Source organism: Phosphitispora sp. TUW77 (assembly GCF_048453025.1).
Taxonomy (GTDB): Bacteria; Bacillota; Thermincolia; order Thermincolales; family UBA2595; genus Phosphitispora.
This window is the reverse complement of sequence record NZ_CP156677.1, coordinates 1,366,191-1,391,910: the sequence shown is the minus strand read 5'-3', so window position 1 is coordinate 1,391,910 and position 25,720 is coordinate 1,366,191. Positions and strand designations below refer to the sequence as shown.

Genomic DNA, 25,720 nt, shown 5'->3' with positions numbered 1-25,720 from the left:
TATCTCCTTATATATTGTGTGTATTATTTCTCAGACAATAAGCTCAACTGTTATCTGACGAGCAAGTCTCCGTCCAATAGCAATTTCCTGATTGTTCTTTTGTACCACTACAGGACCTGCAGGAACCACCTGTGAACAACTTACAATTTCACCTTCACAAATTCCGAACCTTATTGCCTGTGCCCTAATATCAATATTGCCTATACCGGTAATTTTTACCTTATTTCCCTTTTTACATTTATCCAGGTTCATATTAATTCCTCCTGATGTCTGTTCATGAATTTTCATTGAGAAGTATTCTCATTCTCAATTATAAATGATACTCAAATAACAGTCAATAGATTACAGGCAAAATTAAACAGCCTCAGTCCAATGGAACTTCGAACCAAGGCTGCCTAAATTAATTTAATTTTTCGCTTTGTGATCTCCAAATTTCATGAATTGCACGATCATGTTGTCAATAATACAACTATACCGGTAAATTTCAGGGTCACTTAAAATATTATTCTTTTCTTCTGCTAAAGTAATGAGTTCCTGCTGCAATTTTTCGATCTCCTGCACAAGATCTTCCATTGGAATCCACCCTCCCTTTTACGTTATGCGGTTTCGGTACTCATGTAAAATTCTATCTCTTAATATGTATAATTATACCAAAACATTTTCGTTTGTTCTGTCGTAATGTGTCGATGTCAAATTATATTTCTACATTGTATAACTTTTCTTATATAATTTTTCTTGAGACCATTTCCAATTGATCAAGATTCCGACATTCGAAAACTTGATCACACATCACTCCATAAAGAGATATCAAGCTGTCCTCTTCATCCCATTTCTCAGCAGGTTCTGGGTTCAGCCAAATAGTTTTTTTTGCTTCCTGACACATTCTAAGTAAACAGTCAGCATGGTCCCTATGGTAATTATTGCGGGCATCGCCAATAATAAGAAGAGTAACTTTCTTATTAAGAATATCAAGATACTTTTCATTAAAATCCTTAAACATCTGACCATAATCAGAAAACGGTGTTTTAGAAAACTTCGCAAGGTTATAGACATCTTTAATCCCATCTTCTATTTCTCTGTTTATAAAAAACCCTGTTATTTCGTCAGGGGTATCTACAAAAACAAACGACCTCACATGAATAAACTTGTTCTGAATCGAATAAACAAGCTGTAATATAAACTCACTGAATATTTTTACTGAGCTTGACAGGTCAAAGAGAATAACCATTTCCAAACGTGTGGGGTGGTGGTTGCGATAGGCCGGCTTGATTGGCACTCCTCCATATGACATTGACTTTCTGATAGTCCGTGCCAAGTCAAGCTGTCCCCTTTTTGAGCGTTTTTTCCGGAGTGACACTCTTGATGCAAGTTTATATGCCAATTTGCTGATTTTTTGTTTGATTTCCGCTACTTGCATAGAAGAGAGCTTATAAAAATCCAATTGATTAATGTTTTCTCTAGCTAGAACTTTTTCCAACGCAATTGCGCCAAATTCAGTGATTAATTTTTTTTCTATCTCTTTGTGAAGCATATCTTCAAGAGACTTAAGACGGTCCTGCCAGATAAACCGCGTTTTTTCATCCACGTCACAAGCAGTGGATTCCAGTTTATATACCCCCATATTCCATTCAAGAAAAATTTTTACCTGTCTAATAGTATCTTTCGTATCTTCCAGGTCTTCCTCAAACAGTTCGCCAATCCCTTCAACCCCCTTTTTAACCAATGCAAGCATTTCTTCGTGAACTCCTGCCTGAATGACCTGGACAAAGTTTTCCACTTCGGCAGTCGCCAGTCCCCTGCCCTGTCCAAAGCCGGTGGTCCTGCCTTTTTCAGTTCCCGGTATCATGTCACATCCCTTGCGAGCAGTTGTAGGTTTAGAGTTGATTAGGGAAACACTTCTGCTGTAATCACTGTACCCGGCACGCATAACCTCAGGGCTGAAATATAATTCAAATATCTTTTCAAACACACGCATGTCTGCCTGTTCTTTTATCAAAGTTGCAGACAGAATGTTAAAAAAAGTATGTTTTTCAATTCCGGTTAGAGCTAACGCCCTTAAGGCTTCCATAACCTCAGAATGAGATACCTTAATCCCGGCTTTTCTTAAGAGTCTGGCAAATTGAAGAATGTTTTTATCCAAATTTTTTCACCCGGCTTATTCAGGCAGAAGGCCTTTTATTCGTTCTTCAGCTTTTTTGATATCATGCTGATATTTTAAAAGAATATTAATTGTATTCATAACAAGTTCTTCATCCAATGAATCCGCACCCAGCAAGACCAGAGTTACCGCCCAGTCAATCGTTTCAGAAATGCCGGGGGATTTTTTGAGAACCATCTTCCTCAGTGACTGTACAAATTTAACAACTTTTTTAAGCAGGATTTCATTTGCCTGTGGCACTTTTATTTTAACTATAGCAAGTTCCTGCTCAAAGGAAGGGAAATCTATATACAAATGGACACAGCGCCTTTTCATAGCATCACTAAATTCCCTGTAATTGTTGCTGGTTAGAATGACAATTGGAATAGAACTTGCTTTTACTGTACCTAGTTCAGGTATTGATACCTGATAATCTGACAGCGCCTCCAGAAGAAAACTTTCAAATTCTTCGTCACTCTTATCAAGTTCATCAATCAATAACACAACTGTATTTTCTGCCTTTAATGCCTGCAACAACGGCCTGGCAAGAAAAAATTCCTCGGAAAAAATATTGGCTTTGGTTTCTTCCCATGTCTTTTCGGCAAAATGGTTTGCCTGAATGCGAAGCAGTTGTTTCTGGTAATTCCACTCAAAAAGTGCCTTTGATTCATCCAGTCCTTCATAGCACTGGAGCCTGATAAGACCTGTATCCAGTGCGCCTGCTAATGCCTTAGCAAGTTCTGTTTTCCCAACACCTGCAGGCCCTTCAATAAGAAGCGGCTTTTGCAGCTTAACTGCAAGAAACACCGCTGTAGCAGCTTTATGACTAACCAGATAGTTCTCCTTAATTAGTTTTTCTTTGACATCTTCTATTGATTCAAACAATGGTGACACCCCTCTTATTATAAAACAAACTTAGCTGTACAGAAAAATAAACCACTAACCTTTTGGGTTAGTGGGATATATAACTATTTACATTAACTTGCCGGGATCAAACATAGCGGTATACTGGTCCCAGCCACATTCACCGTCGTCTTCAAGCCAGTTAATAAAGTATTCCAGCTTCTCCCGACTGGGGCGGTACTTTTCAAATATCATTCCAACATCGTGAAAACTGACCAGATTAAAAAGAACCTCGTTAACCAGTTGGTCATTAGCTTCACCATGTTCAGTTATTATATTATATGCCCAGTCCGATATTTCTTTTTTTGTAATACGGCCTGACAGGTACTGGTCCAATACCATACGCAGTGTCTCCCTGTCAATCATTTCAACTACACCCCCAATTGGCTCTTTGCATTAAATTATTATAACACTATTTCTTCAATGTTTTCAATATTTATTTTAGCATTATTTAAGCACTTTAACGGCTTAAACACTATAATTTGGCGCTTCTTTAGTAATTGTAACATCATGTGGGTGACTCTCACGGAGGCCGGCATTAGTTATTCTGACAAATTCAGATTTTGTTTTCAACTCAAATATATTGGCAGTACCGCAATATCCCATGCCTGCCTTCAGACCGCCAACCAACTGGAATACTGTTTCTGAAAGAGAACCTTTAAAAGGAACTCTTCCCTCAATTCCCTCAGGAACAAGCTTTTGTTCATTTTCCTGGAAGTAACGGTCTTTGCTTCCATCCTTCATGGCACCCAATGAACCCATCCCACGATATACTTTAAAGCTGCGTCCCTGATATATTTCCAGTTCCCCAGGACTTTCCTCTGTCCCGGCAAAGAGACTGCCTATCATAACAACATCTGCACCCGCGGCAATTGCCTTAGTAATATCTCCGGAATATTTTATACCACCATCCCCAATTATATATGCACCTGTTTTAGCTGCTTCTTCAGCACAGTCAGCAATTGCGGAAATCTGAGGAACTCCAATTCCGGCCACTACACGGGTTGTGCATATAGAACCAGGGCCTATTCCAACCTTAATACAGTCGGCACCGGCAGCTATCAAGTCTCTGGTACCAATTGCAGTAGCAACATTTCCTGCAATAATATCAGTTTCCGGATATTTGGACTTCAGGGCATATACCGCATCAAGTACCCCTCTGGAATGACCATGGGCAGTATCAACACATATTACATCAACCTTTGCATTTACCAAAGCCTCAGCACGTTCCATCGTATCCTTGGATACTCCAATAGCAGCTCCTACAACCAGCCTTCCATTGCTGTCCTTTGATGAATTTGGGTATATCCTCGCTTTTTCGATGTCTTTAATAGTAATCAAACCATGCAGATGATTTTGTTGATCAACAATCGGAAGCTTTTCAACCTTATGATGCCATAAAATATTTTTTGCTTCTTCAAGGGTTGTCCCTATAGGAGCTGTAATCAGATTTTCTTTTGTCATTACTTCTTTGATGCTCTTAGTGTAATCTGTTTCAAATCTCAAATCACGGTTAGTTAGGATGCCTACCAGAATATTCTTAACTGTAATTGGTACTCCTGATATTCTGTATCTTGACATTATTTCAAGGGCATCACTTACCGGATGGTCAGGTGAAAGGGAAATTGGATCCGTAATTATCCCATGTTCAGACCTTTTAACCCGGTCAACTTCCATGGATTGTTTTTCTATACTCATATTTTTATGAATTATACCTATACCACCCTCGCGGGCAATGGCAACCGCCAGCCGTGATTCTGTGACTGTATCCATTCCTGCGCTCATCAATGGTATGTTCAGTTTTATTTTTTTGGTCAAATATGTCGTTGTATCAACATCCTTAGGAATAACCTCTGATTTGGCGGGTATAAGCAAAACATCATCAAATGTGAGTCCTTCTTTTGCAATTCTTATCACTGCCATGCCGACTCCCCCTTAATTATATCTATTTATATCTCCCTGTTATTTGAAATATTATATCACAACAAATCGTGAAGCGCTACACTAATTAAGAAGGCTTTGCTTCGACTTCCTATCTCCTAAAAAATGATTTTACCTTCATTAATCCGTTTTCTAAGTCTTTTTTTAATAATCTCTCTTACATAAAAGCGAGTAAACGGAATTAGAAATGAAAACCCTGCCAGGTCTGTCAATAGCCCAGGACTCAACAGCATGATTGCTCCTACCAGTACAATCAGGCCATCTAAAAGCTGGTTCCCCGGAACAATCCCTGACTGAAGATTTTCGCGCACCCTGGTTAGAATATAGAAGCCCTGCTGTTTAGTAAGGATTACACCGGCAGCCCCGGTACCAAGAATAAGCAGCACAACTACCGGTAAACCTGCGTATTTACCCAATTGTATATAAATAAATATTTCAGCTGCAGGAACCAGCATGAAAAGAAAAATCCATTTTAACATATCGTTCACCTGTTATAAAGATTGTTTTCATCGCACATAACTGAGGCTGGATTCAGAACACGTATTAGGACAGCCAATGGCTGCCCTAATCCTGTCCTATAGTTGAACCAATTCCCCTGCTGTAAAAGTGTTCCTTCAGCGCCTGTATCGTTTTTTGACTGACTCCAAATTCAGAAGCCATTTCCACGTCTGTCTTGTTAGCTCCTATTGATTCAACAAACCTATCCATATCAATTCCAACCTCGTCTGTAAGTTCTTTGAGATTGGGACCGGCTTCCCAGGGAACCCGTGACCTTAAGAATGTTTCCATAAAACAACCCTCCATAATTCGCTTTTTTTCTTATCTTTCCCTTTAAGGAAAAAGATAACCGTGAATTTACGGATGGTATCAGTATCAATCTAAACAAAATATCAATAAAATATATTTAAATTTATACAAACAAAGATACAAAGCCAAATTTATTTACATCAACAAGCCCTTTATCAGTTAGTTTCAACTCAGGAATAACCGGCAGCGCCAAAAAAGACATGGCCATAAAAGGTGCCTCCAAATTGCAGCCCAGTTCACCAACTGCTTTTTTCAACTCAGACAACTTTAAGGAAACATCGCACAAATTACCTTCTGCCATTAACCCAGCAACAGGCAGGGGTAAGCCAGCTGTAACTCTACCTTCCAAAGCAACAGCCATACCACCGCCGTAAGCAATAACTTCCCTGACAGCCAGCTCCATGTCAGCATCATTGCTGCCAATAACAATAATATTATGACTATCATGGGCAACTGATGAGGCTATTGCTCCCCTTTTCAGTCCCATCCCCTGTACAAAACCAAGCCCTACATTTCCGGTGCCCTGATGCCTTTCTATGACGGCAATCTTTAGTATATCACGCGAGATATCTGATAGGGCATAGTTGTCAACTAACCTGGGACTTAAGATTAATGACCTGGTAAATATCTGTCCTGGAACCACACCGATAACCCTTACCTTATCACCTTCAGGCCTAATTAAAAATGGGTTCTCTCTTAGTTTAACATTCATAGATGTTATCACCGGAAAATTAATCTCCGGCCAGGGCTCTGCTGGTTGACCGTTTTCAGCAACTAGACGACCGTCTTTAAATACCATAAGGGGATGAAAATTATTGAGGCTGTCAAGCACCACAATATCTGCCCTGTAACCTGGAGCAACAGCTCCCAGTTGTTCCAGCCTAAAATATGTTGCCGGGTTCAGTGTCACCATACGCACTGCTGTAACCGGGTCAATTCCCGCTTTAACAGCCTTTTTCAGCAACAGATTAATGTGTCCGTGAATCAGGTCCTCCGAATGGGCATCATCAGTAACCAGCATGAACCTGGCATAATTTAATTCATTTACAGCAGGGAGCAGTGTTTCCATGTTTTTTGCGGCAGAGCCCTCTCTGATCATAACATACATACCTAAATTCAATTTTTCCTGGGCTTCAGCAACTGTAATACATTCATGATCCGACATTATTCCAGCAGCAATATACGTATTCAATTCCTGGCCAGTGAGACCCGGCGAGTGTCCGTCAATAATGTTGCCTGAAGCCCTTCTTAGCTTGTCAATAACTTCCGGGACACCGTTAATCACTCCAGGAAAGTTCATCACTTCTGCAAGGCCGCAGAAACCGCCTTTGTTGAACAGGGCTTCGATATCGGAGGCCTCAACCCTTGCCCCAGAGGTCTCCATTTCGGTTGCGGGAACACATGAAGGTATCATCATTTCAACATTAACCGGACCTAACCGGGCACTGGCCTGCATTAGTTCGATTCCATCCATTCCCAGAACATTGGTTATCTCATGAGGGTCGGTAACAACAGTGGTTGTCCCGCATACTATGACAGCCCGACCAAAATTGTGTGGTAACATCATGGAACTCTCAATATGTATATGCCCGTCAATGAAACCGGGAGACACATAGCTGCCGTTCAGGTCATATTCTCTATTTCCGCAATAATCTCCCAGCCCGGCAATATATCCTTTATGAATGGCAATATTGGTTTTAACAATCTCCCCAGAGAACACATTTACCAGCTGAGCATTCTTTAATACCAAATCAGCCGGCTTCACTCCCAGGGAAACTGATAGTAAATCATCTGGCAGCAACGAATACTCCCTCCTTTACTTCTTTCCAGGCATATATTTCACCGGGTTTTCTGAATATCCTTCCACTAAAATAAATTTGATTGATATTGATTTACAATATAATCAGGGATCATAGAAACAAAGCGTTCTATTAATAGGAACATTACTGTAAGGTCATCTACCTGTCCCAGGAGTGGTATCCAGTCAGGGATTAAATCATAAGGCAGCAAAAAATATGCCAGGGCTGCTCCCGGAAAAACAAGTTTTGCTATCCATGTTACTCGTTTATCCCATACAAGATTCCATACCAAAGGAACTGATTTAGGTAAGTTCAGCAGCATCAGCAGCCTCCCGGCAACCTCCCGGTCAAGCCATCCCATATAAACAACCTCCTTACAAAAAGACATTTCAATATAATATTACTAAAACATGTATTAGGTTATACATTTTTTCATGTTCTAGTTACCTCTAAAATGCTCAAAAAGGCTAAGCACTTTTTAAGCAGTACAAAAAAAGAGACCGGAATACCATAAGAGTAAACCGTCTCTGCAAATGTTCTCAACTATTATGTTCGTAAACAGTTCGTTAGCATTTTCGAAAATCTCTTGTAAAAAATCACCCTCTAGGCACCTTGCCCCTTGCGACTCTGGAATTTTCTTCCGCTCCGCGCATTACGGCTTTTGCCGAAACATCTGCCAAAGCCGCAGCCGCGTGGCTTGCCACCATTTCCAGCACCCTGACCTGTCCCTGAAAAAGTGTTTTCCGGACTCACAACCGCCATGCAGTAACCCCGGCCTTTTCCAGTCATTGCCCCTTGACCGGATGGTCCTGCTCCATCAAATCCAGGCATGTAAACACCTCCCCCTAGTTTTTTGCTCCTTAAATTGTAATTTGCTGTCAACCAAGATCGACAACGTGTCTTTTGGGCATATGCCCATTTATATACTAACTTATTTTTTTACTTTTGTCAAACACCACAGATTCAATACAGGATTCACACTATTCCTATAATGAGCGTATTATGTTAAAAAAGGGGGAATAAAGATGGGAACATTGCCGGACGGCTCCGTAAACGGTGCAATTACAGGTGGTGATACAACCGCCTCATTTTCAGCAGGTGTTTCATGTTTTGGCGGTCCGCCATCAGGAAGCATTAATGGATATATAACAACTTTTACAGGTACAGGTACAAGTAAGTTTACTTTTAGTTCAAGCAACACAGAAATAGCAGGAACACTTTTAACCAGCAGCCTTCAATTTGTAGAAGGAAAGTATGTTAACGTAACACTTAAAAAAGATGGTGTCACAGTTTGCTCTAATTGTGTTGCCATTCTAACGGCAGCTAAGCTTACCAGTAATTCCTGGGTAGGGTCTTTGTCAATTATATGTCCTGACGGTAAAGAACTTGTGGTTTTTGGTGTGTTTACCGGTGAGGTAAGTGTGCTTAAGCAGGTATTGTGCAAGCCCTTGTTATAAACCTATGGATAGTAAAGGGTGGATGTCTATAAATTTGAACTGAGACCCGAATCGGCATAAAAACAAAGAGCTCTCCTATAGTAAAATAAACTAACTACTGTAGGAGAGCTTTCATTATTTAAATTTAATTTAAGCTGGAGGCCATTCGTTATTTAAAGCTGGAGTTCTTCGTAACTGCAATCCCCTCTGTCAATTGCATTCTGACGCAGAGCTAAATATAATTCAGCCTGTGTTGCATTTACATATGGAAGTACAAACAATATTCCGATAAAAAACGCTATAAATCCCAATATATACCATCCAATAAACGAAAGGTCCAATATGAACATTTTAAACTTTTGACCATCAGTCATTTTATTGCTTAATTCAATTGCACGGCTGTAGCCAATATTAGGGTTATCGGCAAGAATATAAGGTACCATCCTATATGCATATGACTTTACAATACCTGGAATTAACAAAAGCAAATACCACAAAAAATTCAGAAAAGCTCGCCATAGCATTGTCTTTATAATGTTGAAATACTTTTCTTTTTCGAACGCAATCCCCAGAAAATTTAAATCAACATTTTCCTGGGCTGATTGTACAAAATAACGTCTGCCTCCAACTTCAAGAGCATAACCTAATAAAACCCGAAATGCCAAGATTATTAAAACTACAAATAAAAAACCTGTCATAAAAATAAATAGATAAGGAAGAAGCTCGTCACCTAGGTTAATATGATTTTGTTCATTACCGGAATGCCAATTAAAAGAAAATCCCCCACTGTTACCTCCAACAAAACCGATGATAAGACTAACCAAAAAGGCCTTCCAATAAGAAGTCTTTAGTACCGCTTTGGCCTTAGTTTTAAGTTCTATTCTACTCCACATTTTTATAAGCCTCCCTTTATATCTATAATTATATGTTAATGTAGGAATAATTTTATAAAAAAATTAAAATACTATAATAACAAATTATCCGAAGGAGGATGCATTAATGAATATTAGTGGCAGAAATAAATTAACTGGAACAATTAAAGACATAAAAAATGGAACGGTAATGTCACAAATTACCCTTGACGTTGGCGGACAGCTGGTGGTTTCTGCTATAACTAATGATTCGGCATTGGAACTGGCCTTGAATGTCGGAGATAATGTTAAAGCATTAATTAAATCAACTGATGTAATGATAATGAAATAAAGTTATTACCGCTAATAAACCTCTAAAAGTTCAAAACCCGTCTTTGAATCAATTTTTCTTTTGGCTGAGTTGCTAATAAGCTCTATAATTATTACCTCGCCAATATGCCAAATTAAAACACCTTCTCGTGTACACCCGGTTATAGTGTTGCCTTGTCTCCCAAAAGCCGAGTGCAAATGAAGTTTGGGCATACTATCTTCATCTAAAAAAATTGTTCCTACACCAACTGCTTCACTTACTCCAGGCAAATTGATTATGCTAGGTACTGGCTTTTGTGCTGTTCCATCCTCCGGTCCTACCACAACTTTGCTGTTCCGGTCAATTCCACCTATAAATAATACCACGGCTGAATTAACCTTATGGTCTCCGGCAAAAGTTTCAATTACATCAGGCAGACGGTCCCCATGTTCTAATCGCAAAACAAAAATTCTTCCTTGTTTAGCTTCAGTAAATTTCATGTCTTTTGTTCTCCTTATTTTTGTATTTCTAATAGGTCATCAATTTTTTCATTCATGTATGCATATGCATCCTGAACACCCTGATTATAAAATTCCGGTGCCAGCTTTTCTATAATAAAATCCAAGATAAATCCTGAAGCTAAATCTCCAAGTTCTTCATCTCTTTCTGTAATAAAGTGCTCCTTAATCAAGGATATCATATTTTCTCGCTTTTCCTTGCCTAATTTGATTTTACTCATGTGTGCTGCCCTCCTAATCTTGTTAGCACTCTCTGTTTATCTTTAGGCCTAATTTTCTATGCTATTTCGTATCTCATTCAATATTTCTAAGATTTCGTCTTTAAAATTAATTGGTGCAAATACGGCTCCCCAACCTTTAACTATTTGAAATATACCGTCATATGCAGCGTCATGATAAGATTTAATGTTAAAAGGTATTTGTCTTTCTTTTAAGATTGTTTCTAAAAAGCTGGCTTCTACTTGGTTTTCCAAAACTGCAATTTTTTGATTTTCAAACATAATAATTACCTCACTATCTGCGCGGTGGCTGTCTAATATTAGTATGTTTTAGCTTTTCATCATACATTATTCCACAATTTTAACAGTTTCCCTTTTAGATTTATTCTTTACTTAAATCATTGATAACCTTAGTTCCTAAATACTAAGTTGACTCGACCCTCAGGGTAGGGTTTATAATATGACTAGGAAGGATGGATTGCAATGAAGGGCCGAATAAAAATCAGCGATTTTGCCAAATTAACTGGAAGCACATTAAAAACTGTTATCTATTATCATAAGATTGGCTTATTACAAGAACCTGACCGGTCTCCTGGTGGATACCGCTTATACGGTCCAGCGGAACTATCTCGTATGCGGTTAATCAAACGATTAAAATTGCTAGGCCTTGATTTGAAGAACATCAGAGAAATACTGGGAGATAAACACAACCACAAAACCTTGCGGGAAGTCTTGAAATCCTTGCAGGCTGAGCTTTTAAACGAGAAAAAAAGCCTTGAAGAACGGGTGGCAAAGATTGAAATGCTGCTGTGTGAAAACAAGGAATACGAGGTACTCCTTGATGAGGATGTTTTAGATTCCACTTCCTTTCAAATGATTACGGAAATTTTAGGGCAGGACAAGATTCATAAATATGCCCGAACATGCCCAGAAATCCTTAATCAGCAGCAAAAACTTTTTGACATCCTGGACAATTTCAAGTGGGGTGAAGATTATCAGGAAATCTTTCGAGGTTTAGCTGAGTACTTTCAGGAACATCCCCAACAATATCAAATTGCTTTGGATTTTGGAGCCCGTCTTGCTAAATTGGACAATCTGTCCGAAGATGCTTCGGAAATTGAAACTCTGGCACGGGAAACTGCTGAGTTTATCAAAAGCATACCTCAGTTAAGGGAGCTTTTATGCAACCAGCCGGGAATTAAAAAACCCTTAAAAAGTTTATATAATGAGATGGTCGCCGGCGTCCTCTCACCGGCTCGGATGAAGCATAGTCAACTACTCCGACAATATCTAGATCTTCCAACATAAGGAGGTGAATTCTATGCCAAATAATACTAATGTTTCAAAAACGAAGGTTTATCGTTTCCCGATAATTGTTGCTAGTGTGTTGGGGCTTGCCTTTTTTCTTCCCGCAGGCTCTTTAATGTATTGGGAGGCGTGGATTTATTGGTTGGGTACCTTTGCTATAGCTATGTTTACTACTTACTATTTTTTAAAGAAAGATCCCATGCTTATGGACAGACGAAGCCAGGTCGGCGAGAAGGAACCACAAAAGTTAATAGTGCGTATCATTTCATTCTTGTCTGTATTCAGCTTTTTAATTCCCGGCTTTGACTATCGCTTTCATTGGTCGGCTGTGCCTGTTTGGCTTGTTATTGCATCGAATATAGTTGTATTCCTTGGTTTTGTGCTCATTTTCTTTGTGTTTAAGGAAAACAGTTATGCTTCAAGCATCATTGAAGTTGACAAAAAACAGCGAGTTATTACAACCGGCCCTTACGCCATAGTTCGTCATCCAATGTACTCGGCAATTTTAATAATTGCTTTGTTTACTCCTCTTGCACTGGGTTCTTATTGGGCATTGCCTGGTTTTCTTCTTTTTGTACCGGTCAATATCTTCAGGATAATAGACGAAGAAAAGCTGCTCATACGCGAACTTCCTGGGTATAGAGATTATTGCTCAAAAACACATTATCGTTTAATTCCACTAATTTGGTAAGAGTTTACCATTTAAACAACGCTTAACACCGGTAATGCCAGGTCTTAGCCGGTGTTTTTGCATGCTCACAAATACAGAAGCACAGCTAAAATATTAGCAGTTTTCCACCAAGCTTTGATGTCGCCTGTCCCTTTTAGCTCCCAAAAATATACTCAATATCAAAAAGCATGACATTCATTTTGCCGTGACAAAGTTATGCGGCACGTAGCGGAGCCGTTTCCAGCGATGCTAGGCGATGTCTGCGGTCAGGCATCACGTTCAACTTTTACAATGTACAACTTTGAGTTAACCTTTTTAACCCAAATTTGTAGAATCTGTCAGTTTAAATTGATCTTGTACTTCTTTACCCAGGCAATTTCGCCTAACCATTCCATGCCGCGCCGCTGTATGCTTTGCGGCATAAATTATATATGAAAACAACTGACCTAACCTGCCTACCATTTTTCAGCTTGTAAACCTTTTAGTTACTAATTGTTTTATATTTATTACTGCCAAAACGATAATATAAAAAAAGCCGGAAAGAAGAAAACCAATAAAAACTGAGATCCCTAATCCTTCTGGAAAGCTCACTGAGTCTCCACCAATCACATATACTTGATTCGCACCAGATATCCAGGGAGTAATTCCAAATGCAATAAATGAAGACATTACTAGATAAATAAGTCCTAAAAAGCAATCTTGTAACCTTTTATTAAGCCATAACGCTGTTACAATTCCTATAGATATCATTGGAATGTATGGAATATAAAAAGCCAGAACGGACAAAATGGTACAAACAATTGACAATAACATATATTTTTTAATCTTTAAACACTCCTTCAAAAAGATTGGTGTGAATTCACCTAACGCGGCGCCGGGTTCCTGAAGTGCCCACGCAAAGTGGGCATTTGGGCATAAGCCGTAAACCCGTCTGATAGACGACGCCACAAGCGTTTGACGGTGAGCCGAACCTTACGGGCGAGCGTTTAGCTCGTTATTAGGTGATGTATCCACCTTTTTCAGCAGGACAATTCACATTAACTTTGAAATTCCATATGTCTATACCAAAAGATGTTATGGAGGTCTCGAAAATGTTCTTTAAACCAAAAGACTTAAAAATCCCCGAAATAGTGAATATGCCAATTTCTCTTTATAAGTCTCTACAAGGAAAATACTTTGTTGGATATGCAGATAATTTAACATTTAACAAGGGTACCAGTGCCTGGGCAAGTTTATCTAATCCGCCTAACTCAACGGTAAACCTTCATGTCAATGTTTGGACTGTGACAAGCCTTTTTGGAACTTTTCGTGCACAAATATGGTTTAATGCAAATTTACCTGGAACACCGGAAATCTCTCAATTAGTAACAACCTCTAATACCACAATAATCCCTAATCCAAAACCTAAAATAAAGTTGCTTCTGGCTTCCAATGTTAAGGGGGAACCCTCTTGCGGTATAAAAGCATTTGTTAGAAGAGGGGAAGAACAAAGCACAATTGTGGCCGAAGAAGATGGAAAGTTTATTTTCCCACCAGGTGGTTCATTCAGCGTATATATTTCTGAGCCCGAAACACCTGAAGAAATTGGCGCAGGTCGAATTGCTTTTGGCTGGTGGGAAGAACCTATATGTAAATAACCTCAAGAAGTTATGCTCCGATATGGATATTTCATCTAACGCGTTGAGCGGAAACGAACTTCAGAGCAGGCTTAACTTTTGTTCCCCCATAACTGCCAATCTTGATGCAAAAGGCGTGGCAGCCGGAAGTTGGGTTGGAGCGTAGCGGAGCCGTTTCCAGCGTTGTTAGGTGATGTGCCGCGTCAGTTCAATATTTACGATGTTTCTAGCCTTAAGCAAATCTTCTTTGTTGAGATATAAAGCTTCGAGTAATTGTTTATCATCCTTGCTAGTATAAAAAGAATACAAACTAAGATATTCATCCCTTAGGTCAAAAGAAAACTCAAAGCCAATTTTTCGATTCTTATTATAATAAACTATCTCTCCTCCGAGTCCTTGCTCAAATGGACGTAATTTATCATAGTCGTCAGTAATGTCAAAGCCATGTTCATCAATTAGAAATCTAAATATTTCTTTGATAGTACCTACTATAGGAGTTTCATGCCAGCCCATCTTATAACCTTTAATATCAATCGATAGCTTGTCGAGTTTTTCTCTATCAATCCAATTGATGCCCTTTATCAAATCTAAATTGCTTTTTAAGATTTCTACACCAGTTTTCAGTGTGCCATACTCATAGTCTGGGGGATTGTAAGGACTGTGTCTCTCGGACAAATAAGTGTTCGGATTAGTAAAGAAGTCAATCTCAAAAAAATTATAGCAGTTCTCAGTATCCTTATATTCTGGTACTTGATCATTGACTAAACGTTTAATGTAAAAACTAATTGGTGATGAATTCCTATGTAATACCAACTCAACTTGTCTTTTAAACTGTTTGTTTGTATACTGAATGATATAGTACTTTACACCAGAATAACCGTCATATTCTTCTAAGGTGTATTCGTAACAATACTGTTTGACAAGAAAACCATAAATCTTTTTTATAGTTTTTAAAAGCATCTGCTTTTCATCCTTACAAAACCAAATCAATCACGAATTCCCCCTTATAAGTCAGCCAAGCGTCCGATTTCACCCAACTCCCACATTTACGATACTTGCTTTCGATTATGCCTGTTATTCCTCACTGCCGTCCAAAGAATTAATCCTGTCACTGTTATGTCCCAGTAATTCCTGAATATATCCGAGGTCAGTCCCAGGCTCCAGCAAATGGGTGGCAAAAGAATGACGCAGTGAATGTATGGTTATTTCTTTTTGAATTCCTGCTTTTGCCCTGGCATCTTCGAATGCTTTTTGAACACTTCTCTCTGTGATATGTCTTCCAGGCTGAGCACCGGGAAACAGCCATTTTTCCGGCTGATAAAGCTCCAGGTAAAACCGGAGAGATTCTAAGGCAACCTGAGACAAAATCGTGTAACGCTCATTTTTACCTTGAGCCTTCCGGATGTATAACATTTTCTTGTCAATATCCACATCCCCAATTTTCAGCCGTACTGCTTCACCAACTCTAAGTCCTGCGGAATAAATAAGGAACAATATTGCCCTGTGTTTAATGTTTTTTATTTGCCTAAATAAGCCACCAATCTCCTGCAGGCTGAACGCCTGCGGCAGCCGTTGTTCTTTTTTGGGCCGGGGTATAGATAATATCATACCCGGCTGTCCAAGAATTTTTGTGAAGATAAATTTGATGGCACTTATGGCCTGATCTATACTGGACGTTGAAACACCCCTGACATTCATCATATAATCGAGGTAATCCTTGACCTCGTTTTCTCCTATCCTTCTCCAGCCTTTATCCAGACAATAGGATATAAACTCCTTTAGTTGGCATCTATACGCTTTTCGCGTCTTCTGGCTGTAACCACGAAGCTTCATCTCATTATCAATCTCTTGAAGGGTTTTTTCATATTTATCAGCATAATTGGCCTTTTTCACGCAGTCTCCACCGTTCTCCGGGACATCAGTAATAGCCTTTAGCCTGGGACAAAGCTCTACAGTATCATATCTGAATAAACTTAGAAGTAAATTTATCATGTTTTTAGAAAACGGTACAGTCCAGTATTTTCCCTCGGCATTCCATTGCCTGCCTTCTACAGAATTAATCTTAGAAATCATTTCAAGATTGAAAGGTATTCGAATTATTACCGTGCCAGATTTCCCTACTTCCAGTTTCACCCGTGCCATTACATTCTTCATCCCTTTGAATATCAAATTTCCTAATCTTTTAGGATGTTTTATCTTTTCAACAATGATTTACATGTTCCCTGCAATTTTTGGAGATTTTTTTGTCGTTTTTTTCCAATTTTTAAACTTTCGGGCATGAAATGCGGTTTTGATGGGTTATATTGCGGTTTTGATGGGTTATATTGCAGAGTTAAGGTTTAAATGTAAAAAAGGGCTGGCTAATCCACCCGGTGAATTTAGCCAACCCTTGTCATAATTTCAATTTCTTTTTAACTGCAGTTTAAACTATCACATTCTAATCTTCCCAGCGTTCTCTTAATCAACCTCTTCCATCCATTTAAAAATATCTGCATGCTTACCGTACTGTATACCTGTTATTTCATCATATAGCTTAACAGAGGTTTCCCCGGCTTGCCCTCCGTTAACATTAATAATGTTTCCTTTCCAGTTAAGGGCCGAAACAGGTGAAATAACTGCTGCAGTCCCTGTACCAAAGATCTCCTGAAGCTTCCCTTTATCATGTGCTTCATATACTTCTTCAATAGTAAGCGGCTGCTCACTAACCTTCAAGCCCCATTCCCTGGAAAGACGCAGCACGGAATCCCTAGTCATTCCTCCTAGTATACTACCTTCCAAAGCAGGAGTAATAATAGTGTCATCTATCTTAAAAAAGATATTCATTGTTCCAACTTCTTCTATGTATCTGCGTTCAACACCGTCGAGCCACAGCACTTGAGTATAACCGTTTTCCTTTGCCTCTTCAGCTGCCAGAATGCTGGAAGCATAGTTGCCGGCCGTTTTTGCCATTCCCATCCCGCCTTTAACGGCCCTGACATACTTGTTTTCCACCCATATTTTAACGGGTTTGAAACCTTCGGCATAATACGCACCAACAGGTGACAGTATAATAAAGAGCCTGTATGTTCTTGACGGTCTTACACCTATATATGGATCCATTGCAATTATAAACGGCCTGATATACAATGAAGTCCCTTCACTTGCAGGAACCCAGTCACTTTCTATACTTAGAAGTTTCTTTAGCGCACTGAAAACAAATTCAACATCTATCTTAGGAATACATAGTCTCTCCGCGGACCGATTCATCCTGGACAAGTAATCCCTGGGTCTAAATATTTTTACCTTTCCATTCACTGTCCTATACGCCTTCATTCCTTCGAATATAGCCTGTCCATAATGCAAAGTCATGTTTGACGGTTGAATGGAAAAAGTACCGTATGGCTCTATTCGCGGGCTGTGCCATCCCATTCCAACTTCATAGTCCATTACAAACATGTGGTCGGTAAATATTGTGCCAAAACCTAATTTATCGTCACTAGTAGGTTTTGGTTTGAGAGTTGATGCTAATGCAACACTTAGTTCCCCGTTCACTTGAACTTCCTCCTCAACTTCATACTAATAATATGCAAAAAATATTTCTAAGAAAAATACATATTATTAGTATATGACATTTACAGTTTTTTTTCTAGTTCAAAACACTAATTTTTATATACTTTTTATGTTCACCTGAAACCAAAACAATGGTTTATGGGGCAAGAACAAACCACCCGCTGATTGAACTGCACCCTATTAAAGGGAGCATATCAGAGCGGGTGGTTATGATTTTAAACTATGCTTTTATTCTGTTACCGGGAGCTTTTTCAGTGATTCCTCAATAAGAGAATCAGGATATTCATAATCTTCCAACTTACCACTAACATATGCATCATATGATGGCAAGTCAAGATATCCGTTTCCGCTGAGGCAGAACAATATAGTCCTCGCTTCCCCTGCTTCCTTAGCCTGTAACGCTTCATCTATAGCTACACGGATGGCGTGTGACGATTCCGGGGCAGCCAGGATACCTTCAGTCTGGGCAAAGATAACAGCAGCTTCAAAACATGGCCTCTGTGTCCTGGATACAGCCTCAATAATGCCATCATGATATAACTGACTCACCAGTGGGGATTCCCCGTGATACCTTAAACCCCCGGCATGGATTCCGGGCGGCATAAAGTCATGTCCCAGTGTATACATGTTCAATATCGGTACTATTCCGGCAGTATCACCGAAATCATAAGCAAATTTCCCTCTTGTCAGTGTCGGACAAGCGGCAGGTTCAACCGCAACAGCCCTTACCTTAGCTCCTTTGGTTAGCTTATCATGGAGAAATGGAAATGATACTCCGGCAAAGTTGCTTCCTCCGCCGCAGCAGCCTACTATTACGTCAGGATAATCGCCTGCCTTCTCCAATTGAGCCTTTGCTTCCAAGCCAATTACAGACTGATGAAGCATAACATGATTTAAAACACTGCCCAGCGAATAATTGGTATCATCTCTCTGAGCTGCCACCTCCACAGCTTCACTAATGGCCATGCCGAGGCTTCCAGGTGAATCAGGGTCACTTTCCAGCATTTTACGCCCTGATTCAGTTGTATCACTTGGGCTGGGAATTACATTAGCCCCATATGTCTGCATAAAAACGCGGCGGTACGGCTTCTGGTGATAACTTACCTTAACCATATACACCAGGCAGTCCATTTCAAAGAATTTACAAGCAATACTCAGTGCGCTGCCCCACTGTCCCGCTCCTGTCTCCGTAGTCAAGCGCTTTATACCTGCTTTTTTGTTATAATAGGCCTGCGGTATGGCTGTATTAGGTTTATGGCTTCCCGCAGGACTGACACCTTCATATTTGTAATAAATCTTGGCCGGCGTATCCAGCGCTTTTTCCAGCCTGTGTGCCCGGTAAAGCGGAGAAGGCCGCCAAAGCTTATAAATCTCCTGAACCTCTTCAGGAATCTCAATCCAGCGATCAGCTGATACCTCTTGTTTAATCAGGTCCATAGGGAATATGGCTGCAAGGTCTTCCGGTCCGATAGGCTTCTTAGTAGCTGGATGAAGTGGCGGTTTGGGAAGATTCGGCATATCTGCCATTACATTATACCACGAAGTCGGCGCTTCCTTTTCCGTCAATAGGATTTTGGTCTCACTCATCTAATCAGTTCTCCTCTCAAAAATATTTTAATCACATAATCTAATTTCCCGCGCGGGAATTAAATTTTGTTACATAGTGAAAACCAGGTCTTTTTTTTCAAAAAGCCTGGTCTAATAAACTGTTCATACTCAGCTCATCAGTTCCGGCTAAACTCAGCTTATATGGCATCATGTAACACTCCACTTGTTAACAATTGTGCATAATAATTGTAACATAGTTTCTCATCATTGTCAGCACAAATCAAGCTGAGATAAGCAGATATTACCTTCAATTTTATTAACTAATCTTCTTTTTCTCCGCAATTGCATTGCTCCATTTGCCACACTTGTCATTCCAGCGAGCCAGCAATTTTTCGCCGCCCTGGATTTCTATTACCTCACAAAGATTTGGGCAGTCCTTGCATTCAAAACTGGAGGCCTGAAATTTTTCTTCTGCTATTTCAAATCCCTTAAAAAATGTAGTACCGGTTTGCCTGACGGCATCCTTAGCCAGAATAGCCGCACCCACTGCTCCCATAACATCGTAGTTTTTAGGAATAACAACCTCAAGCCCAAGCTCTTTTTCAAATGCCTTCTTAATCCCAATATTAGCTGCAACACCACCCTGGAAAACCACCGGTGCTAGTATCTCCTTGCCTTTTCCCACATTATTGAGATAATTACGAACCAAAGCATCACAAAGCCCTGCCAGTATATCTGGAAGATTATGTCCCATCTGCTGTTTGTGAATCATATCAGACTCGGCAAAAACGGAACACCTCCCTGCTATACGCACCGAGTTTCCGGATTTCAAGGCAATATTTCCAAAATCCTCTATTGCTATATTAAGCCTTGAAGCCTGCTGGTCCAGAAATGAACCTGTGCCGGCAGCACAAACAGTGTTCATAGCAAAATCAGCCACAACACCATTTCTCAGAATTATTATCTTGGAATCCTGTCCACCTATTTCCAAAACCGTCTGCACTCCGGGGACCAGACTTGATGCTGCAACAGCATGAGATGTAATCTCATTTTTTACCGAATCGGCTCCTACGATAATACTGGCAAGATACCTTCCGCTCCCTGTTGTCCCGATACCTCCGACTTCCATCCCTTTGGGAATCCTCTCCCTGATATATTTCAGGCCTTTTTGAACTGCATTTATCGGCTGTCCTTGTGTCCTTATATACAAAGAATCACATATCTTTTCATCTTCATCAAGAAGCACAATGTTTGTACTAACTGAACCAACATCTACACCTAAATATCCAAACATACCGGTTCTCCTCTCTTTTCAAAACTCTCCAGCGCTGAACTCTCCAGCGCTGCCCCTTTCACTTTTTTCCTTGCCAGGAGGTCAACAAATGCTTCCAATCTGGTCAATACCCCTGCATCACCGGAGTGTTCATCAACTATCAGACAATACGCTGGAATTCCCAAGTCCTTGCTGACTGTTGGAATAATACTCTCAGCTACAATCTCCGGCATGCAGGTAAATGGCTGTACCTGAATAACTCCATCATATTTACTGTTAGCAAACAAAACCGTACTTCCTATTGTCTCCTGTCCATGTCCGCCAACAAAGTGATTTATATAAGGAGGCGCGTGTTTTCGTGCCTCTTTGCTGCCCTTCATGTTCAGCAGGCCCATAAACAAGTGGTCATTAATCCATTCACTCAGGTAAATGGAGCGCTCTACTTCAACTCCAAGCCGACCAAGCTGTCTCTCTACCTCCAGGTTCACAAACGGCTCAAGCATAACATAAATTTCTCCAACTATTCCGATTCTAATAACGTCCCGTTCATTATCGACCGGTATAGCGTCAAGTTCCAGCATGGCAGTTTCCATTGCTTCTTTAAGCTCTTTCTTATCCAAGGCATCATCAATCCACTTGAGAGCATTCCTATAAACTACATCAGCCCTTCCCGGTTCAAGTTCCCGCGGCCTTATCCTGTGCAGGACATCCTCTAACTCGTCTACAGCTCTGGCCTTATGCCACCCGAACTTTATTGCCCGGACAACATCAATCCACGAATTGCTGCCTGTTACCTGCTTTAAATTAATCAATAGTTCTGAAATATGTTTTTCCGGGGGCTCCAGAATAACCATATTCATCTTCAGGCCCATATCCTCAAGGATTTCCCTCTCTACCTGGGCATAATACCCAAACCTGCAGGGTCCTATCCCGCCAGCCATAAGGATAGTATCAGCTCCCATTTCATATGCTTCAATAAAATTCCCCATATTTATTTTCAAGGGCAAACAAGCAAATTCAGGTGAATGCTGGGCTCCCAGTGTAATTGTCCTCTTACTAGGCATTGGCGGGACAACCACATCAATACCAAGTGAAGTTAAAACCGCTTTCAAACAAATATACATATTGCCCATGTGCGGAAATGTAACTTTCATTGGGCAGCCCTCCTCCATCTAATCATATCGACATATGCCTCAAGCCTGGTGATTATTCCAGCTTCACCTGTGTGTTCATCAATTGTCAGGTTCAGGAACGGGAGGTTCTTTCGCCTGCGCAAGTGCCTTTCTATTATTTCACCTGTAAAGGAATCAGGTCCACAGCCAAATGAAGCAACATGTATAATACCATCAATCTGGTCAGACCTCATATAATGAAATGCTGAACCTATCATTCTTTTGCCGAGTGTCCAAAACATCTTCTTTGGTAATTCAGCTGACTTCTCTTCTATTATTGTTCCTGTAAGATTATCCGGAGTAACAACACTAACTCCCATGCTCCTTAGTTTCTCAATCAGGTTCATACTGATATATGAATCATAAATATTGTACCCGTGTCCAACCAATGCAACTGTCATATCACCTGCTTGTGCAGGGGAAAAATTCTGCTTAACCAAGCCCATGTTCATCTGCTCTATTGATTCATGGGGAAGGTAACCCAGTTCGTTTAACCGGTAAAATCTCTCCTGTTCTTCAATCCCCCTGTAAAATGCCTTTCTAACAGCCAGCGGATTAGATGTAAAGAATCTCCCTGCTTCAGCAAAAGCCTTAAAAAGGTTCTTTTGCTTACGTGACATATTAACAGTTATGTCTATGATAGGTGGCAAGTCCGGAATATTATGCCTAATCATATCCGGAAGGCCCAAAAACTTTGGACAAATGTATTCCTTCCTTTCCACACTCACCATGCGCGGAATAAATAAATAATCAACCCTGTCCTTTAAATCAAGGACATGACCAAAATAGAGTTTTACAGGCAGACATGCATCATCAACAGACTGCTTAACTCCTTTGTCAACTATGCCCTTAGTTGTGTTCTGAGATAATATTACCTCAGCTCCCAATGCCTTAAAAAAACCACTCCACATGGGAAAATAATAATAATACAGCAGCGCCCGGGGTATTCCCACTTTAACAGACATTTGTGCTATATCCTCCTCTACTGCATTTTTTTAAATAAAATTATTTACTAAAAAACCCCAGCTTTTATTATTGACTGAGGCTTCTCACTTTATACAACCATATCTTTTTATTTTTTCTTCTGTATCCGCTTCCGAGCCGGAGAAAAGCTCGGCTGCCTGGTGGAATCCAATGGCTTCAACACACTGGGCCTTATATTATGCATTGGCACTGGAGACCTCAGGAATATTGAAAACAAGGCCTTCCCGTTAAAGGGAATCAACGGCCACAGGTAAGGTATCCCAAAAGGCTTGGTAAGCACCAGCAGAAGTATTATTCCAGCTATTCCAATCAACAATCCAGGGTATCCCAGCAGAGCTATCATAATCAACAAACCTATCCTAAACAGCCTGTTAGCCAGGCCCAGTTCATAGCTCGGGGTGGCAAATGTGCCAATAGCGGCTATTGCCATATATAATATGGTTTCCGAGTTAAACAAACCCACATTTATTGCTACATCCCCCAGCATAAAGGCAGCAATCAGGCCCAGGGCAGTTGCCAGCGGCGAAGGAGTGTGTATAGCAGACATCCTCAGCATATCAAGTCCAACTTCAGCTATCATTAACTGCCATATCAATGGAATCTTAACCACTTTTGCCGGTCCGATAAACTTTAAGGATTCGGGTAATAACTGCGGATTAGCAGCGAACAGATACCACAGCGGCAGAAGCAATACAGAACTAATAACCGCAATAAACCTGACCCACCGCAAATATGCGCCAACAGTGGCATTCTGTCTATATTCTTCAGCATGCTGCAAGTGGTGAAAATAAGTTGCCGGGGCGATAATCACACTCGGCGAAGTATCAACAATGACCAGGACATGACCTTCCAGCAAGTGTACTGCAGCTACATCTGGTCTTTCCGTATACCTCACTTGTGGCAATGGGTTCCAGTTTCCGGTTGTGATATACTCCTCTACTGATTTTTCAGCCATGGGCAGACCATCAATCTTAATATCCATAATCCTTGTTTTTATGGTTTCCACTAACTCAGGATTAGCAATATCTTCGATATAAACAACACATATATCCGTTTTGGAGCGGGCCCCTGCAGTCAGCAACTCGGTCCGCAGCCTTGGGTCCCTTAATCTTCTCCTGATTAGCGCAGTATTAAAAAGAACAGTTTCGGTAAATCCATCTCTGGATCCCCTAACAACCCGTTCAATGTCCGGTTCTTCAGGTCCCCTAGCCGGGTACTTCCTGGCTTCAATCAATATTACTTCAGGCATCCCGTCAACAACAAGAGCAATAAAGCCGGCCAAAACCTTTGTAATCACATCTTCCAGTTTATCAGTCGGTAATGCCTTTACATAGCTGACATATCTTGCCATCAGTTTCTGCAAAGTATCTGGTACAATCTCTTCCCTTCCCAGGCAGGCAAAATTCTGCATTATCTCTGCAATAGGAATATCATTTATTAAACCATCCACAAATATTATGGCAGCTTTTTTGCCCCCAATTCTAAACTCTCTCAGGGCAATATCATAACTCTTACCTATTCCAAGCAGTTCTTTAAGAATATCCAAATTCTCATCATACTTTCTGCTGACATCATGTATTGGTGCCATAGTTTCTGTCATTTATCTTTTTCACTCCTGTTAAGTATTTCAAGCAAAGCTTTTGTGGTAATGGGAGCACCCTTATGATAGTCATCTGCAAAATCCATTTTACCCGTATCCCCGGTGCCAATAACCACAGGTATATCTAAATTATTGATTATATCAACCGTATCCCCTTCGAGGAATTTATGTCCCTTTCGCTCCGGAATACCAAGTTTGTTCACAGGTCCGTCTATGACAGCACCTTCACAAGTTACAGAGCAATCAACCTTAACTCCTTCCGTAAAGGCAGTATTTGAAGCTACCGCAACCGCCCCGATAACGTCGATATCCGGGTCTTCCGCCACATGTTTAAATACAGTTTCACCTTTGCCCGGACCGTTTTTTCCCTTGTCATCAACCATTATAACCACTAGGTCGCTTGGTGTCTGTTTTATAAGATTAACAACCTCGCTGCCCAAAATTGGGGTAGGGTTTCCTGTGGTCAGTGAAATAAACCGCGCCCCGATATTCCTGGCTGCCACCTGTACTGTTCTTCCGGCAACCAAATCTCCATCTGTTACCACAATCACTCTTTTCTTGCTCAAAAATTATCACCCCACAAATATTATCTGTCTCCGCCGAAAAATTATGCTAATTTATTAAACTCAAAAAAAACAGTGCCCCATGTAATTGATATGGGACACTTCTAAAATATACTCATTTTTTCAGCTTTCTTCTTTATTTTTCTCCATAAAAATATGCCTGCAAGTACAAGGCCAAAAAGGATAAGATGCTTAAACATCAAAACCGTTACTATCCCCTTTTGTCCGGCCGGAATTAATTCATACCGGTTGAAAGCAAGAACACGTGGAATACCTCCAACAACTATCCAAACCAGTGAAATGACAGCAATCATTGAAAAATAACGGTATATTTTGATAAATAACTTTTTCTCCTCAGGCCGGCTGTTTTCATTAACCTGATTTCCGATATATGACATCAACAGGGTCAATGATATAATCATTGCGGTGGCTACATCATGCAGATAATTGTTAAGGATAGCCAAATAACCCAGCACCTTCGAAACCTCCTTTGCTGTCAGAAAAATATCTCTTATTA

31 protein-coding genes are annotated in these 25,720 nt (G+C 40.3%); 5 read left to right on the top strand and 26 right to left on the bottom strand.

All coding sequences use genetic code 11. The features are described 5' to 3' along the window. Positions 1–30: 30 nt before the first annotated feature. From ABFY19_RS06525 to ABFY19_RS06475, 11 genes are all read right to left on the bottom strand, one after another. Positions 31–252 (bottom strand): FeoA family protein, encoded by a 222-nt coding sequence (locus ABFY19_RS06525; RefSeq protein ID WP_418792448.1) that lies wholly within the window; start codon positions 250–252, stop codon positions 31–33. A 153-nt stretch (positions 253–405) separates the two neighbouring features. Beyond that, the gene (locus ABFY19_RS06520) at positions 406–573 is read right to left on the bottom strand and encodes an aspartyl-phosphate phosphatase Spo0E family protein (protein ID WP_418792447.1); all 168 of its coding nucleotides are present in this window, start codon (positions 571–573) and stop codon (positions 406–408) included. A gap of 148 nt (positions 574–721) precedes the next feature. Continuing rightward, positions 722–2,140, bottom strand: a complete 1,419-nt coding sequence (locus ABFY19_RS06515; protein ID WP_418792446.1) for a VWA domain-containing protein — start codon at positions 2,138–2,140, stop codon at positions 722–724. A gap of 15 nt (positions 2,141–2,155) precedes the next feature. Next, complete coding sequence (locus ABFY19_RS06510) at positions 2,156–3,022, bottom strand: AAA family ATPase (RefSeq protein WP_418792445.1); 867 nt, start codon at positions 3,020–3,022, stop codon at positions 2,156–2,158. Between the two features lie 87 nt (positions 3,023–3,109). After that, a complete protein-coding gene (locus ABFY19_RS06505; RefSeq protein WP_418792444.1) occupies positions 3,110–3,406 on the bottom strand; it encodes a hypothetical protein in 297 nt (98 codons plus the stop codon). 102 nt (positions 3,407–3,508) lie between these two features. After that, positions 3,509–4,963 carry an IMP dehydrogenase gene (gene guaB / locus ABFY19_RS06500; protein ID WP_418792443.1) on the bottom strand — a complete coding sequence of 485 codons (1,455 nt, stop codon included), beginning with the start codon at positions 4,961–4,963 and terminating at the stop codon, positions 3,509–3,511. Between the two features lie 116 nt (positions 4,964–5,079). Further along, the gene (locus ABFY19_RS06495; RefSeq protein WP_418792442.1) at positions 5,080–5,460 is read right to left on the bottom strand and encodes an FxsA family protein; all 381 of its coding nucleotides are present in this window, start codon (positions 5,458–5,460) and stop codon (positions 5,080–5,082) included. 85 nt (positions 5,461–5,545) lie between these two features. Continuing rightward, a complete protein-coding gene (locus tag ABFY19_RS06490) occupies positions 5,546–5,770 on the bottom strand; it encodes a helix-turn-helix domain-containing protein (protein ID WP_418792441.1) in 225 nt (74 codons plus the stop codon). Positions 5,771–5,891: 121 nt separating this feature from the next. Next, positions 5,892–7,589, bottom strand: coding sequence for an adenine deaminase (ade, locus tag ABFY19_RS06485; protein ID WP_418792440.1), 1,698 nt, complete (start codon positions 7,587–7,589; stop codon positions 5,892–5,894). Between the two features lie 65 nt (positions 7,590–7,654). Next, positions 7,655–7,948 carry a YkvA family protein gene (locus tag ABFY19_RS06480; RefSeq protein WP_418792439.1) on the bottom strand — a complete coding sequence of 98 codons (294 nt, stop codon included), beginning with the start codon at positions 7,946–7,948 and terminating at the stop codon, positions 7,655–7,657. A 242-nt stretch (positions 7,949–8,190) separates the two neighbouring features. Further along, a complete protein-coding gene (locus ABFY19_RS06475) occupies positions 8,191–8,418 on the bottom strand; it encodes a DUF5320 domain-containing protein (RefSeq protein ID WP_418792438.1) in 228 nt (75 codons plus the stop codon). Between the two features lie 194 nt (positions 8,419–8,612). On the opposite strand from ABFY19_RS06475, the gene ABFY19_RS06470 reads away from it, so the two are divergent. Next, a complete protein-coding gene (locus ABFY19_RS06470; protein WP_418792437.1) occupies positions 8,613–9,044 on the top strand; it encodes a hypothetical protein in 432 nt (143 codons plus the stop codon). Positions 9,045–9,196: 152 nt separating this feature from the next. On the opposite strand, the gene ABFY19_RS06465 is transcribed toward ABFY19_RS06470, so the two are convergent. Beyond that, positions 9,197–9,916, bottom strand: coding sequence for a DUF975 family protein (locus ABFY19_RS06465; protein ID WP_418792436.1), 720 nt, complete (start codon positions 9,914–9,916; stop codon positions 9,197–9,199). A gap of 106 nt (positions 9,917–10,022) precedes the next feature. Here ABFY19_RS06465 and ABFY19_RS06460 point away from each other — a divergent pair, with 106 nt between their 5' ends. Next, positions 10,023–10,226 (top strand): TOBE domain-containing protein, encoded by a 204-nt coding sequence (locus ABFY19_RS06460; RefSeq protein WP_418792435.1) that lies wholly within the window; start codon positions 10,023–10,025, stop codon positions 10,224–10,226. Positions 10,227–10,237: 11 nt separating this feature from the next. On the opposite strand, the gene ABFY19_RS06455 is transcribed toward ABFY19_RS06460, so the two are convergent. From ABFY19_RS06455 to ABFY19_RS06445, 3 genes are read right to left on the bottom strand one after another with little or no spacing between them, the layout of a single operon-like run. After that, a complete protein-coding gene (locus ABFY19_RS06455; protein ID WP_418792434.1) occupies positions 10,238–10,684 on the bottom strand; it encodes a PPC domain-containing DNA-binding protein in 447 nt (148 codons plus the stop codon). A gap of 14 nt (positions 10,685–10,698) precedes the next feature. Then, positions 10,699–10,923 carry a DUF2164 domain-containing protein gene (locus ABFY19_RS06450; RefSeq protein ID WP_418792433.1) on the bottom strand — a complete coding sequence of 75 codons (225 nt, stop codon included), beginning with the start codon at positions 10,921–10,923 and terminating at the stop codon, positions 10,699–10,701. A gap of 48 nt (positions 10,924–10,971) precedes the next feature. Then, positions 10,972–11,202: a hypothetical protein gene (locus ABFY19_RS06445; RefSeq protein ID WP_418792432.1), complete on the bottom strand. Its 231-nt coding sequence runs from the start codon at positions 11,200–11,202 to the stop codon at positions 10,972–10,974. A 201-nt stretch (positions 11,203–11,403) separates the two neighbouring features. Here ABFY19_RS06445 and ABFY19_RS06440 point away from each other — a divergent pair, with 201 nt between their 5' ends. Continuing rightward, positions 11,404–12,228: a MerR family transcriptional regulator gene (locus ABFY19_RS06440; RefSeq protein WP_418792431.1), complete on the top strand. Its 825-nt coding sequence runs from the start codon at positions 11,404–11,406 to the stop codon at positions 12,226–12,228. Positions 12,229–12,241: 13 nt separating this feature from the next. Beyond that, positions 12,242–12,919 carry a methyltransferase family protein gene (locus ABFY19_RS06435; protein WP_418792430.1) on the top strand — a complete coding sequence of 226 codons (678 nt, stop codon included), beginning with the start codon at positions 12,242–12,244 and terminating at the stop codon, positions 12,917–12,919. A gap of 444 nt (positions 12,920–13,363) precedes the next feature. Here the strand turns inward: ABFY19_RS06435 and ABFY19_RS06430 are convergent, their stop codons facing one another. Continuing rightward, a complete protein-coding gene (locus tag ABFY19_RS06430; RefSeq protein WP_418792429.1) occupies positions 13,364–13,648 on the bottom strand; it encodes a hypothetical protein in 285 nt (94 codons plus the stop codon). Positions 13,649–13,989: 341 nt separating this feature from the next. Here ABFY19_RS06430 and ABFY19_RS06425 point away from each other — a divergent pair, with 341 nt between their 5' ends. After that, on the top strand, positions 13,990–14,535 hold the full coding sequence (locus ABFY19_RS06425; protein WP_418792428.1) for a DUF6143 family protein: 546 nt from the start codon (positions 13,990–13,992) through the stop codon (positions 14,533–14,535). A gap of 165 nt (positions 14,536–14,700) precedes the next feature. Here the strand turns inward: ABFY19_RS06425 and ABFY19_RS06420 are convergent, their stop codons facing one another. The 10 genes from ABFY19_RS06420 to ABFY19_RS06375 form a co-directional block, all read right to left on the bottom strand. Next, on the bottom strand, positions 14,701–15,504 hold the full coding sequence (locus ABFY19_RS06420; RefSeq protein WP_418792427.1) for a hypothetical protein: 804 nt from the start codon (positions 15,502–15,504) through the stop codon (positions 14,701–14,703). A gap of 84 nt (positions 15,505–15,588) precedes the next feature. Next, positions 15,589–16,656: a tyrosine-type recombinase/integrase gene (locus ABFY19_RS06415; RefSeq protein WP_418792426.1), complete on the bottom strand. Its 1,068-nt coding sequence runs from the start codon at positions 16,654–16,656 to the stop codon at positions 15,589–15,591. Positions 16,657–16,971: 315 nt separating this feature from the next. Next, positions 16,972–18,045 carry a branched-chain amino acid aminotransferase gene (locus ABFY19_RS06410; protein ID WP_418792425.1) on the bottom strand — a complete coding sequence of 358 codons (1,074 nt, stop codon included), beginning with the start codon at positions 18,043–18,045 and terminating at the stop codon, positions 16,972–16,974. A 246-nt stretch (positions 18,046–18,291) separates the two neighbouring features. After that, complete coding sequence (locus tag ABFY19_RS06405; RefSeq protein ID WP_418792424.1) at positions 18,292–19,650, bottom strand: TrpB-like pyridoxal phosphate-dependent enzyme; 1,359 nt, start codon at positions 19,648–19,650, stop codon at positions 18,292–18,294. Positions 19,651–19,927: 277 nt separating this feature from the next. After that, the gene (locus ABFY19_RS06400; protein ID WP_418792423.1) at positions 19,928–20,905 is read right to left on the bottom strand and encodes an acyl-CoA dehydratase activase; all 978 of its coding nucleotides are present in this window, start codon (positions 20,903–20,905) and stop codon (positions 19,928–19,930) included. After that, positions 20,890–22,038: a CoA protein activase gene (locus tag ABFY19_RS06395; RefSeq protein ID WP_418792422.1), complete on the bottom strand. Its 1,149-nt coding sequence runs from the start codon at positions 22,036–22,038 to the stop codon at positions 20,890–20,892. Before ABFY19_RS06395 ends, ABFY19_RS06400 begins: the two co-directional genes overlap by 16 nt. Beyond that, complete coding sequence (locus ABFY19_RS06390; RefSeq protein WP_418792421.1) at positions 22,035–23,021, bottom strand: acyl-CoA dehydratase activase-related protein; 987 nt, start codon at positions 23,019–23,021, stop codon at positions 22,035–22,037. The genes ABFY19_RS06395 and ABFY19_RS06390 overlap by 4 nt, the downstream gene beginning before the upstream one ends. Positions 23,022–23,128: 107 nt before the next feature. Continuing rightward, positions 23,129–24,640, bottom strand: coding sequence for a spore germination protein (locus ABFY19_RS06385; protein WP_418792420.1), 1,512 nt, complete (start codon positions 24,638–24,640; stop codon positions 23,129–23,131). Continuing rightward, a complete protein-coding gene (locus ABFY19_RS06380; RefSeq protein WP_418792419.1) occupies positions 24,637–25,206 on the bottom strand; it encodes a stage V sporulation protein AE in 570 nt (189 codons plus the stop codon). The genes ABFY19_RS06385 and ABFY19_RS06380 overlap by 4 nt, the downstream gene beginning before the upstream one ends. Before the next feature lie 101 nt (positions 25,207–25,307). Then, positions 25,308–25,679: a hypothetical protein gene (locus ABFY19_RS06375; protein ID WP_418792418.1), complete on the bottom strand. Its 372-nt coding sequence runs from the start codon at positions 25,677–25,679 to the stop codon at positions 25,308–25,310. Positions 25,680–25,720: the final 41 nt, after the last annotated feature.

Bases quoted from the DNA above. Each gene is read 5' to 3' on its own strand.
- ABFY19_RS06460 (WP_418792435.1), top strand. From the start codon at position 10,023: ATGAATATTAGTGGCAGAAATAAATTAACTGGAACAATTAAAGACATA.
- ABFY19_RS06430 (WP_418792429.1), bottom strand. From the start codon at position 13,648: ATGATATCTATAGGAATTGTAACAGCGTTATGGCTTAATAAAAGGTTA.
- ABFY19_RS06455 (WP_418792434.1), bottom strand. From the start codon at position 10,684: ATGAAATTTACTGAAGCTAAACAAGGAAGAATTTTTGTTTTGCGATTA.
- ABFY19_RS06390 (WP_418792421.1), bottom strand. From the start codon at position 23,021: ATGTCTGTTAAAGTGGGAATACCCCGGGCGCTGCTGTATTATTATTAT.
- ABFY19_RS06505 (WP_418792444.1), bottom strand. From the start codon at position 3,406: ATGATTGACAGGGAGACACTGCGTATGGTATTGGACCAGTACCTGTCA.
- ABFY19_RS06385 (WP_418792420.1), bottom strand. From the start codon at position 24,640: ATGACAGAAACTATGGCACCAATACATGATGTCAGCAGAAAGTATGAT.
- ABFY19_RS06445 (WP_418792432.1), bottom strand. From the start codon at position 11,202: ATGTTTGAAAATCAAAAAATTGCAGTTTTGGAAAACCAAGTAGAAGCC.
- ABFY19_RS06495 (WP_418792442.1), bottom strand. From the start codon at position 5,460: ATGTTAAAATGGATTTTTCTTTTCATGCTGGTTCCTGCAGCTGAAATA.
- ABFY19_RS06475 (WP_418792438.1), bottom strand. From the start codon at position 8,418: ATGCCTGGATTTGATGGAGCAGGACCATCCGGTCAAGGGGCAATGACT.
- ABFY19_RS06425 (WP_418792428.1), top strand. From the start codon at position 13,990: ATGTTCTTTAAACCAAAAGACTTAAAAATCCCCGAAATAGTGAATATG.
- ABFY19_RS06490 (WP_418792441.1), bottom strand. From the start codon at position 5,770: ATGGAAACATTCTTAAGGTCACGGGTTCCCTGGGAAGCCGGTCCCAAT.
- ABFY19_RS06395 (WP_418792422.1), bottom strand. From the start codon at position 22,038: ATGAAAGTTACATTTCCGCACATGGGCAATATGTATATTTGTTTGAAA.
- ABFY19_RS06520 (WP_418792447.1), bottom strand. From the start codon at position 573: ATGGAAGATCTTGTGCAGGAGATCGAAAAATTGCAGCAGGAACTCATT.
- ABFY19_RS06465 (WP_418792436.1), bottom strand. From the start codon at position 9,916: ATGTGGAGTAGAATAGAACTTAAAACTAAGGCCAAAGCGGTACTAAAG.
- ABFY19_RS06525 (WP_418792448.1), bottom strand. From the start codon at position 252: ATGAACCTGGATAAATGTAAAAAGGGAAATAAGGTAAAAATTACCGGT.
- ABFY19_RS06415 (WP_418792426.1), bottom strand. From the start codon at position 16,656: ATGGCACGGGTGAAACTGGAAGTAGGGAAATCTGGCACGGTAATAATT.
- ABFY19_RS06450 (WP_418792433.1), bottom strand. From the start codon at position 10,923: ATGAGTAAAATCAAATTAGGCAAGGAAAAGCGAGAAAATATGATATCC.
- ABFY19_RS06440 (WP_418792431.1), top strand. From the start codon at position 11,404: ATGAAGGGCCGAATAAAAATCAGCGATTTTGCCAAATTAACTGGAAGC.
- ABFY19_RS06480 (WP_418792439.1), bottom strand. From the start codon at position 7,948: ATGGGATGGCTTGACCGGGAGGTTGCCGGGAGGCTGCTGATGCTGCTG.
- ABFY19_RS06400 (WP_418792423.1), bottom strand. From the start codon at position 20,905: ATGTTTGGATATTTAGGTGTAGATGTTGGTTCAGTTAGTACAAACATT.
- guaB (WP_418792443.1), bottom strand. From the start codon at position 4,963: ATGGCAGTGATAAGAATTGCAAAAGAAGGACTCACATTTGATGATGTT.
- ABFY19_RS06470 (WP_418792437.1), top strand. From the start codon at position 8,613: ATGGGAACATTGCCGGACGGCTCCGTAAACGGTGCAATTACAGGTGGT.
- ABFY19_RS06405 (WP_418792424.1), bottom strand. From the start codon at position 19,650: ATGAGTGAGACCAAAATCCTATTGACGGAAAAGGAAGCGCCGACTTCG.
- ABFY19_RS06435 (WP_418792430.1), top strand. From the start codon at position 12,242: ATGCCAAATAATACTAATGTTTCAAAAACGAAGGTTTATCGTTTCCCG.